This window comes from Arthrobacter sp. PAMC 25486 (assembly GCF_000785535.1).
In the GTDB taxonomy this organism is placed as follows: domain Bacteria; phylum Actinomycetota; class Actinomycetes; order Actinomycetales; family Micrococcaceae; genus Specibacter.
In genome coordinates this window covers 84,595-100,805 of record NZ_CP007595.1, presented here as the reverse complement: position 1 = coordinate 100,805, position 16,211 = coordinate 84,595, and the positions used below count along the sequence as shown (strand labels likewise).

Here is a 16,211-nt window from a genome sequence, read left to right as displayed (position 1 = left end):
TGGATCGGCCGCTTCGCAGATAGAGTGAAGCAACACGATCGCACGCCCACATATCAAAGGAGCTATTGTGCAAGAGATTTCCGTTCCGGCCAAGGTAGTCAGTCCCCGAACCATGAACACCACCGATTTTGTGCTCCGTCAGGCGAAATTGGCCACCAACCCGGCGCTTTTTGCCCGGCGGAACGAAGACAATGTGTGGGTTGATGTCTCCGCCAAGGAGTTCCATGCGGACGTTTGCGCCATAGCCAAGGGGCTGATCGCCTCCGGCATCAACGTAGGCGACCGTGTTGGCATCATGGCCCGCACCCGCTATGAATGGGCGCTGGTTGACTTCGCCATTTGGTTTGCCGGCGCCGTGTCCGTGCCGATTTATGAAACATCGTCGCCGTCGCAGGTGGCCTGGAACCTGGGCGATTCCGAGGCCGTGGGCGTTTTTGCTGAAACCGGCTCCCACGAAAACATTATCCGCCAGGCGGCCCACAATGAGGCTCTCACCACTCTTGCCCACGTCTGGCAGCTCGAAGGCGATGGCTTGGACGTCCTGCGTGAAGCAGGCAGGGATGTCGCCGACGACACGCTCGAGGCAGCCCGCACGGCGAACGGCCTGGACGACGTGGCGACCATTATTTACACGTCCGGCACCACGGGCCGCCCCAAGGGCTGCATGCTCATGCATCACAACTTTGTGGAACTCAGTGAAAATGCCCTTGCTGTGCTTGGCGACAGCGTAGTGCCGCCAGGCTCGCAGACAATCATGTTCCTACCCATGGCGCATGTTTTTGCCCGGTATATTTCAGTTCTGGCAGTGGCCGGCGGCGCCAAGGTCGGCCACACCCCCGACATCAAGCACCTGCTCGAGGACCTGCAAAGCTTCAAGCCAACTTTCATTCTGGCCGTCCCGCGCGTCTTTGAAAAGGTCTACAACTCTGCCGCACTCAAGGCTGAGGGCGAAGGCAAGGGCAAGATCTTCGCCGCAGCCACCAAGACCGCCGTCGAGTACTCCCGTGCCGTCCAGGACGGCAAGGTTGGCCTGGGTCTGAAGGCCAAGCACTTTGTCTTCGACAAGCTTGTCTACGTTAAGCTCCGCAATGCCATGGGCGGCAATGTCCGCCACGCCGTTTCCGGCGGCGGCCCCCTCGGGGAGCGTCTGGGGCACTTCTTCCAGGGCATCGGCCTGCAGATTTTGGAGGGCTACGGCCTGACCGAGACTACGGCCCCGATCACGGTGAACCGCCCCGAGCGCATCAAGATCGGTACGGTGGGCGCCCCTCTGCCGGGCAATGCCGTGAAGATCGCGGACGACGGCGAAATCCTCGCCAAGGGTGTTTGCGTCATGAAGGGCTACTTCGGCCGCGATGACCTGACGGCCGAGAACTTCATCGACGGCTGGTTCCGCACGGGAGACATCGGGGAACTGGACGATCAGGGATTCCTGAAGATCACCGGGCGCAAGAAGGAAATCATTGTCACCTCGGGCGGCAAGAATGTTGTTCCAGCACTATTGGAAGACCAGATCCGGGCCGATGCCATCGTCTCCCAATGCGTTGTCATCGGCGAACAGCGCCCGTTCATCGCGGCCATCATCACCATCGATGAGGAAGCGCTGCCGCAGTGGGGGAAGGCGCACGGTCTGCTCACGGGCATCACGGTGGCCGAGGCTGCCAAGCACCCAAACGTCATCGCAGCCGTGCAGGCAGCTGTGACCAGGGCCAACTCCTCGGTATCGTCCGCTGAAGCCATCAAGCAGTTCCGGATTGTTGACTCCGACTTCACCGAAACGTCGGGTCACCTGACGCCTTCCCTGAAGGTCAAGCGGGCCCAGGTGATGAAGGACTTCGACGCTGTGGTGGAAGAAATCTACCTGAGCAAGAAACCAGCCTAGCCACGCCAAGTGGGCCGCAGCACGGCTGCGCACATACATCGGCGCAGAAATGCCGCCGTTTGACGCAAATGCCACAGTTTGATCCCTGGCATTTGTGTCAAACGGCGGCATTTCTCGTTTCGGTGTACGCGGTCCATCGTCAGGCGGCGGGTTGATGCAAAAAGGACGGCGTTGGCGGAAAGAGACGGTGTTAGACAACTGTCCCTTTCCGCAAACACTGTCCCTTCTTGCGGGATGGCGCGGATGCTAGGAGATGACCACCAGGAGGTCCCCGCCCTGCACCTGGGCGACCCCGGCGACGGCGAGACGGGACACGGTGCCGCCGACCGGCGTCGTGATTGACGCCTCCATTTTCATGGCCTCGATGGTGGCGATGGTGGCACCAGCCTCAACCACGTCGCCGACGGCCACCTTGACGGATACGGCACCGGCGAACGGCGCGGCAACCTGCCCGGGCACGGACTCATCGGCCTTCTCGGTTGCCTTGACGGTGCTTTCGATGCTGCGATCGCGCACCGTGATCGGGCGGCTCTGGCCGTTGAGCTTGCACGTCACCGTACGCATGCCCTTCTCGTCCGCTTCGGAGATGGTCTCCAGGGCAGCGATGAGGCGCACACCCTTGCCCAGGTCGATCGCGTGCTCCACGCCGCGGCGCAGCCCGAACAGGTAGTCGCGGGTGTCCAACACCGAAACGTCACCGTACGTCTTGCGCACAGCCTCAAATTCCTTCGTGGGCCCGGCAAAGAGCAGCCGGTTCAGCGCCGCACGGCGGGTGTCGCTGTCGCCGGCAAGCTGCTCGCTGTCCGCCTGGGTGAGCGTGCCCATGCGGTCCACGACGGTGCGCCCTTGCAATGCCTTCGTGCGGAACGGTTCGGGCCAGCCGCCGGGCGGGGTGCCCAGCTCGCCGCCAAGGAAGCCCACCACCGAGTCGGGAATGTCGTAGTTCTGCGGGTTCTCCTCAAAGTCGGCCGGGTCGGCCTTGATGCCAACCAGGTGCAGGGCCAGGTCGCCCACCACCTTGGACGACGGCGTGACCTTGACCAGGTGCCCCAGGATCTTATCCGCTGCCGTGTACATGTCCTCGATTTCCTCGAAGCGCTCCCCCAGGCCCAGCGCAATCGCCTGCTGGCGCAGGTTGGACAGCTGGCCTCCGGGGATCTCGTGCTGGTACACGCGGCCCGTGGGCGAGGCAAGGCCGGACTCGAACGGGGAGTACAGGCGGCGCACGGCCTCCCAGTACGGCTCGAGCGAGCTGATGGCAGCCAGGTCGATGCCGGTGTCGCGGTCGGTGTGCGCGAGGGCGGCGACCAGGGCCGAGGCCGAGGGCTGGCTGGTGGTGCCGGACAAGGCAGCCGAGGCGACGTCGACGGCGTCGACCCCTGCATTGATGGCGGCCATCAGGGTGGCGAGCTGGCCGCCGGCGGTGTCGTGGGTGTGCAAGTGCACGGGCAGGTCGAAGCGCTCGCGCAGGGCCGTGACCAGCTTGGCCGCGGCGGCCGGGCGCAGCACGCCGGCCATGTCTTTGATAGCCAGGATGTGGGCTCCGGCGTCGACGATGCGCTGGGCCAGCTCGAGGTAGTACTCGAGGGTGTAGATGGTCTCGGCCGGGTCAAGGAGATCACCGGTGTAGCAGAGGGCGACCTCGGCCACGGCAGTGCCGGTGGCGCGCACGGCCTTGATGGCGGGCTCCATCTGATCCACGTCGTTGAGCGCGTCAAAGATGCGGAAGATGTCAATCCCGCTGGCCGCGGCTTCGGCAACGAACGCGTCGGTGACCTCTGCCGGGTACGGCGTGTAACCCACCGTGTTGCGCCCGCGGAGCAGCATCTGCAGGCAAACATTGGGCAGAGCCTCGCGCAGCTGCGCCAGCCGCTGCCACGGGTCCTCACCGAGGAAACGCAGGGAGACGTCGTAGGTGGCGCCACCCCAGGCCTCGACCGAGAGCAGCTGCGGGGTCAGCACCGACACGGCCGGGCCTGCGGCGAGCAGGTCCCGGGTACGCACCCTGGTGGCCAGCAGTGACTGGTGTGCATCGCGGAACGTGGTGTCCGTGACGGCCACGGCGGTTTGTGCGCGCAGCGCCGCGGCAAAACCGACCGGTCCAAGTTCGGCCAGCTGCTGGCGGGATCCGGCGGGAGCATCGGCAAGGTCGACGGCGGGCAACTTGCGGGCCGGGTCTTCCAGCACCGCCAGCTCACCGTGGGGCTTGTTGACAGTTGTCTCAGCCAGCCAGGTCAGCAGCTTGGTGCCACGGTCCGAGGACACGTGCGAGTTCAGCAGTTCTGGACGCTCGTCGATGAAGGAGGTGGCCACGTCCCCGGCGTTGAACGCCGGGTCGGCAAGAACCGCCTGCAGGAAGGAAATATTGGTAGAGACGCCGCGGATGCGGAACTCGGCCAGTGCGCGGCGGGCACGGGAAACTGCTGACGCATAGTCGCGTCCGCGGCAGGTGAGCTTGACCAGCATGGAGTCAAAGTGCGGGCTGATCTCTGCACCTGCGTAGATGGTGCCGCCGTCGAGCCTGACACCGGCACCGCCAGCTGAACGGTAGGTGGTGATCTTGCCGACGTCGGGGCGGAAGCCATTGGAGGGATCCTCCGTGGTGATGCGGCACTGCAGCGCAGCACCCTTCACCTGGACGGTGTCCTGGCTTAGTCCCAGATCGGCCAGGGTTTCCCCGGCGGCGATGCGCAGCTGGGCCTGGACCAGGTCCACGTCGGTGATTTCTTCGGTGACGGTGTGCTCAACCTGGATGCGCGGGTTCATTTCAATGAACACGTGCTGGCCGGCGCGTTCGCCCACGGTATCAACAAGGAACTCGACGGTTCCGGCGTTGACGTAGCCCATGGCCTTGGCAAATTTCACGGCGTCGGAGTGCAGCGCCTTGCGGATGTTCTCGTCCAGGTTCGGGGCCGGTGCGATTTCCACCACCTTTTGGTGGCGGCGCTGCAGGGAGCAGTCCCGCTCAAACAGGTGGATGACATTGCCCTCGTTGTCGGCCAGGATCTGGACCTCGATGTGGCGCGGGCGCAGTACGGCCTGCTCCAGGAACATGGTGGCGTCACCAAAGGCGGCGTCAGCCTCACGCATGGCGGCCTTGAGCGCCTCTTCGAGGTCTTCGGCCTTTTCCACGCGGCGCATGCCGCGCCCGCCACCGCCGGCAACAGCCTTGGCAAAGATCGGGTAGCCGATCTTTGCGGCAGCGCCCAACAGGTATGCAAGGTCGTCACTGGGCTCGCTCGACTCAAGGACGGGAATCCCGGCCTTGCGGGCTGCGTCAATGGCGTGGACCTTGTTGCCCGTCAGCTCCAGCACTTCGGCGGGCGGACCCACAAAGGTGATCCCGGCGTCGCGGGCGGCAGCGGCCAGGTCGGGGTTTTCGGAGAGGAAGCCGTAGCCGGGGTAGATGGCGTCGGCGCCGGCTTCCTTGGCGACGCGAATCACCTCTGCCACGTCCAGGTAGGCCCGTACGGGATGGCCTTCCTCACCGATCAGGTAGGCCTCGTCAGCCTTTTGCCGGTGGATGGAGGTGCGGTCCTCATAGGGGTACACCGCAACCGTTTTGGCACCAAGCTCGTAGCTGGCACGGAATGCCCGGATCGCGATTTCGCCGCGGTTGGCAACCAGAATTTTCGAAAACATCCCACTCCTGTGTGAACGATGGTGGTGCGGGCCGTACGCCACATGCTGTTGCGTACGGCCCGCCTTCGAAGGCAGCGACGGGCTTCCAAAGGAACCCGGGCCGTCTCTCTTTGTAAAAACCTGTACAGCTACTGTGGCCGGAACTCGCGCCGCTACTGGAACGACGCCGACCCTTGCCCTTATGCCGGAGCATAAAGTTGTGCCAGTTTCGCCCCACAGGCCATGGTGCACCAAATCGTGTGGCGCAGCTCACGGATGTCAGCGTAACAAAGCATATGCTGCGAACACCCTGGCCGCCGTCACGGCCGGCCAGGGGTCCGGCATGTTAGAACACTTCTGCCAGCTCCTCCAAGGACGGGCAGGAGCAGACCAGGTTGCGGTCGCCGTACGCCTGGTCGATGCGGCGCACCACGGGCCAGTACTTGGCGCGCGGGTCCACACCTGCCGGGAAGACTGCCTCTTCACGGCTGTACGGGTGTTCCCACTCCTGCGTGATGCTCTGGGCGGTGTGCGGGGCGTTGACCAAGGGGTTGTCCCCGGCCGGCCACAAACCGTCCTGGACTGCGGCAATTTCCTTGCGGATGGCGATCATCGCGTTGATGAACCTGTCGATCTCACCCAGGTCTTCCGACTCGGTAGGCTCCACCATCAAGGTGCCGGCCACGGGGAAGGACATGGTGGGTGCGTGGAAGCCGTAGTCGATGAGGCGCTTGGCCACATCGTCCACGGTGACGCCCGAGTCGGCAGTGATGCCGCGCAGGTCCAGGATGCATTCGTGCGCCACGAGGTCGTTGGCGCCGGTGTACAGCACCGGGAAGTGCTCGCTGAGGCGGCGGGCAATGTAGTTCGCGGACAGGATCGCGGTCTGGGTGGCCAGGCGCAGGCCATCCGGGCCCATCATGCGGATGTACGCCCACGAGATCGGAAGGATCGACGCCGAACCATACGGTGCGCTGGAAACCAGGCCCACCGAGGTGTCGGCTCCGAGCTCGCGGGCGGGGAGGTGCTTGGCCAGGTGCGCACCAACAGCGACGGGTCCCACTCCGGGTCCGCCGCCGCCATGCGGGATGCAGAACGTCTTGTGCAGGTTCAGGTGGGAAACGTCGGCACCAAACTTGCCCGGTTGGGCCAGACCGACCAAGGCGTTGAGGTTGGCGCCGTCAACGTAAACCTGCCCTCCGGCGTCGTGAATCATGGCGCAAATGTTGCTGATCTCCGTCTCAAACACGCCGTGCGTCGAGGGGTAGGTGACCATGATGGCGGCAAGATCATTTTCATGGATGGTGATCTGGCGCTTGAGGTCGTCCATGTCGACGTTGCCAAAACCGTCCGTGGCGACCGGGACAACCTTCAGCCCGGCCATGACGGCGGAGGCGGCGTTCGTGCCGTGCGCCGAGGTGGGGATCAGGACGATGTCACGGTCCGGGTTGCCGTTCTCAACATGGTAGGCGCGGATGGCCATAAGCCCGGCAAATTCGCCCTGCGAACCGGCGTTGGGCTGGACGGAGACGGCGTCGTAGCCGGTGATCTCGGCCAGCCAGGCCTCCAGCTGCGTGGCCATTTCCACAATGCCCACCGTGTCGGTGGCAGGCGCGAACGGGTGCAGCTTGGAGAACTCCGGCCAGGTCACGGCGGCCATCTCGGCGGTCGCGTTCAGCTTCATGGTGCACGAACCCAGCGGGATCATGCCACGGTCCAGCGCATAGTCGGCGTCGGAGAGCTTGCGCAGGTAGCGCAGCATCTGGGTCTCGGAGTTGTGCGCCTGAAACACGGAATTTTCCATGTAGGCGGTAGCCCGGGACGGTGTGGGAAGCACGACGGCGGCCGCATCCTTCGCGGTTTCCGGCGCCTGGGTGCCGGCAGCCTGGGCACCGAGCAACCGGGCCAGAGCGGCGACGTCGGCGTCCGTGGTGGTCTCGTCCACGGCGATCTGCAGGTGCTCGTGGTCCACCTGGCGCAGCAGGTAGCCGGCTTTGTGGGCGGCGGCAACGAGTTCGGCGGCAGAGTGTCCGCTGCCGGCGGCGATGCGGACCTTCACGGTGTCAAAGTAGTTGGCGTGGACCACGGTGTGGCCTGCCGCCGTTGCGGCTTCCGCCACGGCCTGGGCCATGGCGTGGACGCGGGTGGCGATCCGCTTCAGCCCTTCGGGGCCGTGGTAGACGGCGTACATGCCGGCCATGACGGCCAGCAGCACCTGGGCGGTGCAGATGTTGGAGGTGGCCTTCTCGCGGCGGATGTGCTGCTCGCGGGTCTGCAGGGCCAGGCGGTAGGCCTGGTTGCCGGCGGCGTCCTTGGAGACGCCCACCAGGCGTCCGGGCAGGGAACGTTCCAGGCCCTCGCGGACGGTCATGTAGCCGGCGTGCGGTCCGCCGAAGCCCATGGGCACGCCGAAACGCTGTGAGGTGCCCACGGCCAGGTCTGCGCCGAGCTCGCCGGGAGATTCCAGCAGGGTCAGTGCCAGCAGGTCGGCGGACACTGCGACCACGGCCTTCTTCTCGTGGGCGGCGGCAATCACGGGGGCGATGTCGCGGATCCGGCCGGAATCGCCGGGGTATTGCAGGAGCACGCCAAAGAACTCACCGTCTGGGAGTCCGGCGTCGAAATTGTGGGAGCGCACGGGGATGCCCATGGCCTTGGCGCGGGTGTTGACCACGGCGAGGGTCTGCGGGAAGACATCGGCGTCAATCAGCAGGACGGCGTCGACCGATGCGGTGCGGTTGGTGCGGCGCATCAGGGCCACGGCTTCGGCGGCGGCCGTGCCCTCATCCAACATGGACGCGTTGGCGGTGACCATGCCTGTGAGATCGGCCACAACGGTCTGGAAGTTCAGCAGCGCCTCGAGGCGGCCCTGGGAAATTTCGGGCTGGTAGGGCGTGTAGGCCGTGTACCAGGCGGGGCTCTCCAGCACATTGCGCTGAATCACACCGGGAGTGTGCGTGCCGTAGTAGCCCTGGCCGATGAAGGACTTGTTGACGGTGTTTTTTCCCGCCAACTCCTTCAATTCGGCGAGCATGGCCTCTTCCGACACGGCAGCCTGCAGCTTCATTGGCTCAGTGGTGTAGATGGATTTTGGCAGGGCAGCCGTTGAAAGCTCCTCCAAAGAACCAAATCCTAGGGTGCTCAACATATGATGAATGTGGGGCTGTGCAGTAACCCCAATGTGTCGATCACTAAAAACGGCCGACACAAGGTTGTTTGTGTTCTGGCGCCCGGGCAAAATATGAGGGGTGTTTGTCAATGGGTTCTCCAAGTCGCGAACGTTCCACAGCTATTGTATGTGTCAGAGCAATTGAGGGCAGCACATGATTGAGTCGGCAAGGCAAAGGGTAATGGTTTCTCCGTGCAAGTAGTGAGTATCAGCAGCCTCAAGGGCGGCGTAGGCAAGACCTCGGTCACGCTCGGGTTGGCCTCCGCAGCGTTGGCCGCCGGGATCCCCACGTTGGTGATTGACCTTGATCCCCACGCCGATGCCACCACGGGCCTTGGCGTTGCGGCCCGGGACCAGCTCGACATTGGCCAGTTGATCAAGGCCTCCCGCAAGGCCGACCTGGGCGCCAACGTTGTGCCCAGCGGGTGGCTCGCCGCACACGAGAACGACGGCGCAACTCCCCCTACGCTCGACGTCGCCATGGGCTCCGCGTTCAGCGGGATTTACGACCGGCCCGATCTTGGCAAGCGTGATTTGCGCCGTCTCGCCACGATCCTGGCCAATGCCGACCGTGACGGTACCGCGCCCTACCAGCTGGTCTTGATCGACTGCCCGCCCTCGCTGAACGGACTGACACGGATGGCGTGGACAGCAAGCAGCCGGGTGCTGTTGGTGGCCGAGCCCGGCCTGTTCTCCGTGGCCGGGACACAGCGGACGCTGCGCGCGATTGAGCTGTTCCGCACCGAATTTGCCCCTGCCCTGGTGCCGGCCGGGATCGTGGCCAACCGTGTCCGCCCCGGCTCCAGCGAGCACGCATACCGCCTGGCGGAGATGAAAACCATGTTTGGCGAGCTGCTGCTCTCCCCCACCATCCCGGAGCAGGCCAACTGGCAGCAGATCCAGGGTGCCGCGCATCCTGTCCACCAGTGGCCCGGCGACTCAGCCAAGAACGCTTCGGCCCTCTTTGACCGCCTGCTGGACTCCGTGCTGACGCAGAGCGCCACAAGAAGCCGCCTCTACCGCGGCTAGCCTTTACCAGTCAGCCCGCCCCTGTGGTTGCCGAGTCAGTGTTTAGGGCTGGTCAGAGGGCGCGGTGTGCCCGACTTATGCACCGTGCCGCCAGCCAGCGCCGCGCATAATGCAAAGCGACTTTACTCATGCGCTGCCGGGACTCCGGCAGAGGCGCCACCATGAGAGCTGCGCAGGCCAGGCCCCCGATGTTGCGCAGCACCCTGCGACGCTTGGGCATGCGCCCACCAGCGGGCGCGAGCGACGCAGAAGTCAAGGTCGGAGACGGGACCGAAGCAGCCCTGCAGTGGGAGAGAAAGAAGCGCCTGGTGCGGGCCGTCGTCGTCCGTTCACGTCCGGCCCGGCACCACAGGGTTAGGCCGTAGCAACGGCCCTGCGGCAGTGCCATTCCAGCGCCCAACGGGTGGAGTTGCGTGCCATCGGCGCCCGAAAAGGTGACGCATCTGCCGCTCCGCAGTGGGAGGGTGTGGGCGTCAGTTGAAAACGGTTAGGAGATTTTGCGGGCTTCGCGGCGCTTGCTCAGCTCATCGTTGGCAAACGTGGCAACGGGCGCGTGTTCGCTGGGAAGTGCGGCCAGGCTGCCTTCAACCTCGCGCCAGACACGGCCGACGGCGATGCCGAAAACGCCCTGTCCGCCCTGGACCAGATCGATGACCTCATCGGCCGAGGTGCATTCGTAGACGGAGGCGCCGTCGCTCATCAAGGTGATCTGTGCGAGGTCTTCAACACCGCGCTCGCGCAGGTGCTCAACAGCCGTGCGAATCTGTTGCAGGGACACCCCGGTGTCCAAAAGCCGCTTGACAACCTTCAGCACCAAAATGTCGCGGAAGCCGTACAGGCGCTGGGAGCCGGAACCGGCGGCACCGCGTACGGCGGGCTCCACCAGGCCGGTGCGTGCCCAGTAATCCAGTTGGCGGTACGTGATGCCAGCCGCCTTGCAGGCAGTGGGCCCGCGGTAGCCGGCGTGTTCGTCAAGAACGGGAAGGTCCTCTGTGAACAGCAGGCCCTGTGAGCCTGCACCCAAGGCAGCGCTGGGCACAGCTGCTGTGCTCATTCCGCCGGCGTCACTCTTGGCAGTCACGTAGTTCCTCCTGTTCACAGTTCCCCGAACGGGTGTCTTGCCTGCGAGCAGCCAAGACACAAGACATCATGGGTGAGCTGCTGGGGCCCTAACCTCAAGTGTGCCTGTGCCGGCCGAAGCATGCAATGGGGAACTCAATACTTTGACGTTAGAGCGGTGTGGGGACAAGGTCAAAGACGTCCGCACAACTATTTAAGCGTGTCGAAAGTTTCAGCCTCAGCTTTAACGTTAGAGATGGTCCCAAAACGGCGGGAAACAGGGACTTTACTTCTCAAAATCTTCGGGTTCAACGTCGTTCAGGAATTCTCTGAATTGACGAACCTCACGTTCCTTGGCCTCATCGTCAGGAACACCCGCGGTGTGCTCATGGCCGTCACCGTGATCCCCAATCACCACGCCGGCTTCCTCGACCAGCTCTTCGGTCGCCCAGATGGGGCACTGTGCCCGTTGAGCTATGGCGATGGCATCCGAGGCCCGCGAGCCGATGCTGGTGCCATTGTCGAAAACCAGTTCGGCGTAAAAGACGGCGTCCTCCACCTTTGTCAGGTTAACGCGCACAATGCTGTGTCCCAGTGCCTGGACGACGCCGCACAGCAGGTCATGGGTGAGTGGCCGCGGCGGGACCACGCCTTGTTCGGCCAAGGCGATGGCTGTGGCTTCCGCTGCACCGATCCAGATGGGGATGTGCCGCTCGCCCAGGAGTTCGCGCAGCAGGACCAGTGGCTGGTTTGAGGGCATCTCGATCCGCACGCCCACGATCTTGACCTCGATCACGGCGCTTCCATCTCCGCAATGCGTGCATGCACCAACGCGCTGTGCAGGCTCAGGCACTGCTCGGCAATTTCCCTGGCGGTCTCTGCAGCACGCATCACCGAGGTGCCGTCACGCTTGGCTGAAACAGGCCCGACGGCGCGCTCCACGAGACCGAATTCTCGCTCCGCCGCAGCCTGGAAGGGCCTGAGATGCCGAGGCTCAAGTCCGTGTGCGGCCAGTGCAGTGCAAGCCTGGGCGACCTTGAGTGCGTGGTCGTCGAAGCCTCCGTCGCGCAGTTCCAACAGACCAAAGCTGAGCATTGTTTCGTAGAGCTGTTCATCGGCGCCGGATTCGGTCCGTAATTGCTCGGGGGTGAGCCGGCGTGCGCGGCTCTTGAGTTCATTCGCCAGTTCATCCGAAACCATGCGGGGGGCGATGGAAACGCCCGGCGGAAGATTGGCCGGGGTGCGCCCCTGGTCAATGGCGGCAAGGTACTCGCCGATGACCTTCAAGGGGAGGTAGTGGTCGCGTTGCAGCGCCAAGACAAACCTGAGGCGTTCGACGTCGGGCTCCCGGAATTGGCGGTAACCGGCCGGCGTGCGCTGTGGGGTGATCAAACCCTTTTCTTCATAAAAGCGGATCTTGGATGCGGTCACCGACGGGAAGTCTGCGCACAGCAGCGCCAAGACTTCACCAATGTTCAGGACTGCGGCAGCACCGGCCCGCCGGTTGGTGGCGTGTACATCCACCAATCGACGTCCGGCGCCGGAGTTCATACTCGCCACAGCGCCCTTAGGAATCCGCGGCGGGGCTGTTGGCGCTGAAGTAGTAGGTCAGTCGGAACTTGCCGATCTGAACTTCATTTCCAGTCTGCAGGCGAACAGCATCCACCCGGTCCCCGTTGACGTACGTGCCGTTAAGGCTGCCGGCGTCGAGAACTTCAAAGCCGCCGTCATACTTCATGAAGTTCACATGGCGGCGGGACACCGTGACATCGTCAAGGAAGATGTCGGCGTCTGGATGGCGCCCTGCCGTGGTGACCTGACTATCTAGCAAGAAACGTGCACCTGCGTTCGGCCCCTGATGCGCAATCAGCAGTGCCGAACCCGCAGGAAGCGAGTTCACCGCATTTTGCTCATCGGGTGCCAGTACCGGAATCGATGTTGGTCCGGTCTGGACGGGAGGGAGCTGAATCGAGGTGGTATCTGATGCACCGGGCTGATCCTGGGTGCTCGCCTGATCATTCACCCCGGCGCTGTTACCCCTGTCAACCATTGGTACTCCTCCTTGCTGGGTTAGTGACTGGAGCGCAATTGCGTCCCAGCGTCGAAAACGTAAGAGCCATCATTGTGAAAGCTCTGGGCGGGGGCTCAAACGTTGTTATGCATTGGTGCCCACCGGTGAAACCTTGCTGCCTACTAGCCTACCTTTTCCTGATAGTCGCCTGCGCTGAGCAGGGCACCGTAGCTGGCCGCGTCGCTGAGCGTGATTTCCACGAGCCAGCCGGCGCCGTAGGGATCCGAGTTGATCAAGGACGGGTCGGTGTCGAGGGCCTCATTGCGTGCTGTGACGGTGCCGGTCAACGGCGCGTAAATGTCACTCACGCTCTTCGTGGATTCAACCTCACCGACCACCGTGTCTGCGCTGACCTCGGTGCCAACCTCGGGCATTTGGACGTATACAACGTCGCCCAGTGCGTCTTGTGCAAAGTCGGTGATGCCAACGCGCACGACGCCGTCAGCTGTAGGCGCCACGACCCACTCGTGCTCTGCTGTGTAGGACAGATCTGCGGGAATGTTGCTCATATTGCGCACCTTTCGGGGTTCATCGCTGCCGCGCGAAGAAAACGTGAAGTCTAAAGTCAATCATGGTCCGGAGCCAGATTTCGCCCACAAACCACAACCAGTCTTTAGTGTGCAGGCGTTCTTGACAAGTCGAAGGTAGTTTCTAGCCTATTTTCACCAAATTGCACCCGTCCGGACCGCCGACTCTGACATGATTCAACTATGACTGACTCAACAACGCCCGATTCCCCGGACACGGGGGCGGCCCCTGCCACACAAGGTGCCGGCACAGCGGGGAGCCCTGCCGTCAAGGTGCCCAAGGCCAAAATGCCCGTGTGGCTGTTCCGGACTATTCTCGGTGTAGGTGCTGCTGTGCTGCTGGTGGTGATCTACCTGATCGCCTCCGTGACGGTGCCGCTAATGTGGGCCAACACCATCCGGGACCAGGTGGCCGGCCAGCTGGGCAACAGCATCCCGATCGGCATGTTTTACGGTTTCGTCTTCACGTTTTTCCCCATCCTGATTGGTTGGCAGGCGCACCGGCGCAACCTGAACAAGTGGGTGCGGATTTCCCTCGTTGCCATCGGCATCCTGCTGCTGATCCCCAACCTGCTGACCCTCGGCGTCATCTATGGCACCACCCAAACCGCCGCCGATGCCCGCTCCATTTGGGCCAACACCGCCAACTGGTTTGGCACCTGGAGCCAGATCTTCATGGTGGTTGGCGTCGTCGCCGCCGTGGCCGGAATCATCCTGGGCCGCATGTGGTTGCGCCGCGGCAAGAAGATTCGCGAAATTAAGGCCGCGGAAAAGCTGGTGCGTGAAAACCAGCAGGCAAAGGATCGTGTGGCCAGGGATGAGGCCAAGGCGGCTGAAAAGGCCGCTGCCCGGGCCGCCCGCGGCAAGCCGGCCGCGCCGGTTGATGCCGCCGGACCTGCCGACGCCGGACCGTTTGACACTCCGCAGGCCTAGATGCCCGAGCCCTGCGTCCTTGCCGGCGTCTTCCCCGGCCAGTCCCCCGCCGTCGTGCAGGCGGCGGCCCGGCTCGCCGCAGCCCTGGGCCAGCAGCTGGTCTGCGCCTACGTCAACCCTGCCAGATACCTCGTCGCCGAGGCCGCGGACGGCACTGTGACATCGGCGCCCGTGGATCCGGATTTCCTGGACGACGCCGGAGCATCCTTCCCAGCCCAACTCGCCTCAGCGCTGGAGCGGGAGTTGGCAGGGCTCCCCTGGCGCCCACTGCTGTTGGCCGGCGACCCGGCCCAGGCCCTGGGTCGCTGCGCCAATACGCTGTCGGCCGGCCTGATCGTGGTGGGCACCCACGGCGACAGCCACGCGTCACTGCGTGAGATCCTGAACCATTCAGTGGCAACCCAGCTGGCCCGCAAACAGCTCCGCCCCGTCCTTGTGGTGCCCACCCACCATGGGCACGATGGACAGGACGGGTTGGGCGGGCGGCCAGGGCTGGGCAGGCTGTGACTTCGCAGCTCATCCGTTCACTGCCCCTTGTGGCCCTCGGCGGTGCCGCGGGTGCTGCTGCTCGTGAGGCCCTGATCCTGGGAATGCCCGCCACGGGGTCCTTGCCGTGGGCCATCATCGTTGCGAACATTGCCGGGGCCTTCCTGCTGGGCCTGCTTTATGCGGGCCTGGACCGCCCGGGCGGACCCGGCCGCCAGGTAGCCCCCAATTCTCCCGGAGTTGCCTCGCACACCGTCCTGCTGCGCAACCGCCGGCTGCGGTTGCTGCTTGGAACGGGGTTCTGTGGCGGTTTCACCACGTACAGCACCCTTGCCGTGGGTGTGCTGCTGCTTGCCGGTTCCTCGGGTGTGGTGTGGGCTGCCGCCTATGCAGCCGGGACCGTTTTTGTGGGTGCGCTGGCCACATGGGCGGGAATCGCTCTGGGTATCGGCTCCAGTGCCGGCCCTCATCAGCACCCCACCCTCCGGAGAGGGCAGCAGCCGTGACACCTCTGGTGTTTGCCGCGCTGGCTGCCGCGGGCGGGTTGGGCGCCGCCGCCCGCTATGCCCTCGATGCCGCCATCGGCAGCCGCTTGCGCACCGTTTTCCCGTGGGCAACCTTCATCATCAATGTTTCCGGTTCCCTGGCACTTGGCCTCGTGACAGCGTTGGCGGCCGGGCACCTGCTCCCCCAGGAATGGGCATTGGTCGTCGGCACCGGCTTTCTGGGCGGCTACACCACCTTCAGCACCACCACCTATGAAACCATCCGTTTGCTCCGCGAAGGGCGCCTTGCCGCATCATTGGGGAATTCCCTGGGAACCCTGGCCGTCACAATCTGCGGTGCAGCGCTGGGCTATTGGTTCGGCTCCCGGTTCTGAGCCACACCACGTGTTAGAGGGCCGTGCCGGTGCCGCCGTGGCCAGCTTCCCATCGCAGGTGAACCAGCGGGTGCGGGAAACCATTGGCGTCGGTTTCCGAACGGCCCACGGGGATGAAGCCGCGCCGGACGTAAAAAACGGCAGCTCGCGGATTTTGTTCATTCACATCCAGTGTCAGGGGCCCGCCTTGGTCCTTGGCCCAGTCCAGCAGCCTGCTGCCAACACCCATTGAGCGTGCCTCATCGGCCACAAACAACATGGCAACGTGCCGGCCGTCCATGCCGATGAATCCCAGTGTGCAGCCGTTTATCTCGGCCACCTGAATCCGCAGGCCCGGCAGGTGCTGATCCCTGATGAGGGGTTCAAGCCTGTCGATGGCCTCGAGGGACAGGAAGTGGTGTGTGGCCTCGACGGCGTCCCGCCAAACATTGGTCAGTTCCTCAATGTCATCGGCGCGTCCAGGACGCAACAGCAAGGCAGGGGCAAGGCGCATGGTTCACCGCTTCTTCCGCCGGCAGTTCCGGGCATGATCACGGATGATTTCTGCTCCAACC

At 64.1% G+C, this 16,211-nt stretch carries 14 protein-coding genes; 6 read left to right on the top strand and 8 right to left on the bottom strand.

Features of this window, described 5'->3' with window-relative positions; genetic code table 11:
• Positions 1-67: 67 nt before the first annotated feature.
• Positions 68-1,882: a long-chain fatty acid--CoA ligase gene (locus art_RS00460; RefSeq protein ID WP_038461786.1), complete on the top strand. Its 1,815-nt coding sequence runs from the start codon at positions 68-70 to the stop codon at positions 1,880-1,882.
• 246 nt (positions 1,883-2,128) lie between these two features.
• On the opposite strand, the gene art_RS00455 is transcribed toward art_RS00460, so the two are convergent.
• Together art_RS00455 and gcvP are read right to left on the bottom strand one after the other, a co-directional pair.
• Positions 2,129-5,524 (bottom strand): pyruvate carboxylase, encoded by a 3,396-nt coding sequence (locus tag art_RS00455; RefSeq protein WP_038461783.1) that lies wholly within the window; start codon positions 5,522-5,524, stop codon positions 2,129-2,131.
• A gap of 325 nt (positions 5,525-5,849) precedes the next feature.
• Positions 5,850-8,711, bottom strand: a complete 2,862-nt coding sequence (gcvP, locus tag art_RS00450; protein WP_216699595.1) for an aminomethyl-transferring glycine dehydrogenase — start codon at positions 8,709-8,711, stop codon at positions 5,850-5,852.
• A gap of 153 nt (positions 8,712-8,864) precedes the next feature.
• Between gcvP and art_RS00445 the strand changes: the two genes are divergently transcribed.
• Entirely contained in the window at positions 8,865-9,701 is an 837-nt protein-coding gene (locus art_RS00445) for a ParA family protein (RefSeq protein WP_038461777.1), read from the top strand.
• Between the two features lie 487 nt (positions 9,702-10,188).
• Here art_RS00445 and art_RS00440 read toward each other — a convergent pair whose 3' ends face one another.
• The 5 genes from art_RS00440 to gcvH all read right to left on the bottom strand — a co-directional run bounded on the left by art_RS00440 (position 10,189) and on the right by gcvH (position 13,340).
• Entirely contained in the window at positions 10,189-10,755 is a 567-nt protein-coding gene (locus tag art_RS00440; RefSeq protein ID WP_253901557.1) for a MerR family transcriptional regulator, read from the bottom strand.
• 291 nt (positions 10,756-11,046) lie between these two features.
• Positions 11,047-11,556: a bifunctional nuclease family protein gene (locus tag art_RS00435; RefSeq protein WP_038461772.1), complete on the bottom strand. Its 510-nt coding sequence runs from the start codon at positions 11,554-11,556 to the stop codon at positions 11,047-11,049.
• Positions 11,553-12,311: a MerR family transcriptional regulator gene (locus tag art_RS00430; RefSeq protein ID WP_082000026.1), complete on the bottom strand. Its 759-nt coding sequence runs from the start codon at positions 12,309-12,311 to the stop codon at positions 11,553-11,555. The genes art_RS00435 and art_RS00430 overlap by 4 nt, the downstream gene beginning before the upstream one ends.
• Positions 12,312-12,327: 16 nt before the next feature.
• Complete coding sequence (locus art_RS00425) at positions 12,328-12,810, bottom strand: FHA domain-containing protein (protein WP_038461768.1); 483 nt, start codon at positions 12,808-12,810, stop codon at positions 12,328-12,330.
• Positions 12,811-12,953: 143 nt separating this feature from the next.
• Positions 12,954-13,340, bottom strand: a complete 387-nt coding sequence (gene gcvH / locus art_RS00420; protein WP_038461765.1) for a glycine cleavage system protein GcvH — start codon at positions 13,338-13,340, stop codon at positions 12,954-12,956.
• A gap of 201 nt (positions 13,341-13,541) precedes the next feature.
• On the opposite strand from gcvH, the gene art_RS00415 reads away from it, so the two are divergent.
• The 4 genes from art_RS00415 to crcB are packed head-to-tail and all read left to right on the top strand — an operon-like array spanning position 13,542 to position 15,657.
• A complete protein-coding gene (locus tag art_RS00415) occupies positions 13,542-14,291 on the top strand; it encodes a hypothetical protein (RefSeq protein ID WP_038461762.1) in 750 nt (249 codons plus the stop codon).
• Complete coding sequence (locus art_RS00410; protein ID WP_052135837.1) at positions 14,292-14,798, top strand: universal stress protein; 507 nt, start codon at positions 14,292-14,294, stop codon at positions 14,796-14,798. It abuts the gene before it with no gap.
• Positions 14,795-15,283, top strand: coding sequence for a CrcB family protein (locus tag art_RS00405; RefSeq protein ID WP_216699569.1), 489 nt, complete (start codon positions 14,795-14,797; stop codon positions 15,281-15,283). The genes art_RS00410 and art_RS00405 overlap by 4 nt, the downstream gene beginning before the upstream one ends.
• Positions 15,280-15,657, top strand: coding sequence for a fluoride efflux transporter CrcB (crcB, locus tag art_RS00400; RefSeq protein WP_038461759.1), 378 nt, complete (start codon positions 15,280-15,282; stop codon positions 15,655-15,657). The genes art_RS00405 and crcB overlap by 4 nt, the downstream gene beginning before the upstream one ends.
• Positions 15,658-15,670: 13 nt before the next feature.
• Here the strand turns inward: crcB and art_RS00395 are convergent, their stop codons facing one another.
• The gene (locus art_RS00395) at positions 15,671-16,150 is read right to left on the bottom strand and encodes a GNAT family N-acetyltransferase (RefSeq protein ID WP_052135836.1); all 480 of its coding nucleotides are present in this window, start codon (positions 16,148-16,150) and stop codon (positions 15,671-15,673) included.
• Positions 16,151-16,211 lie beyond the last annotated feature (61 nt).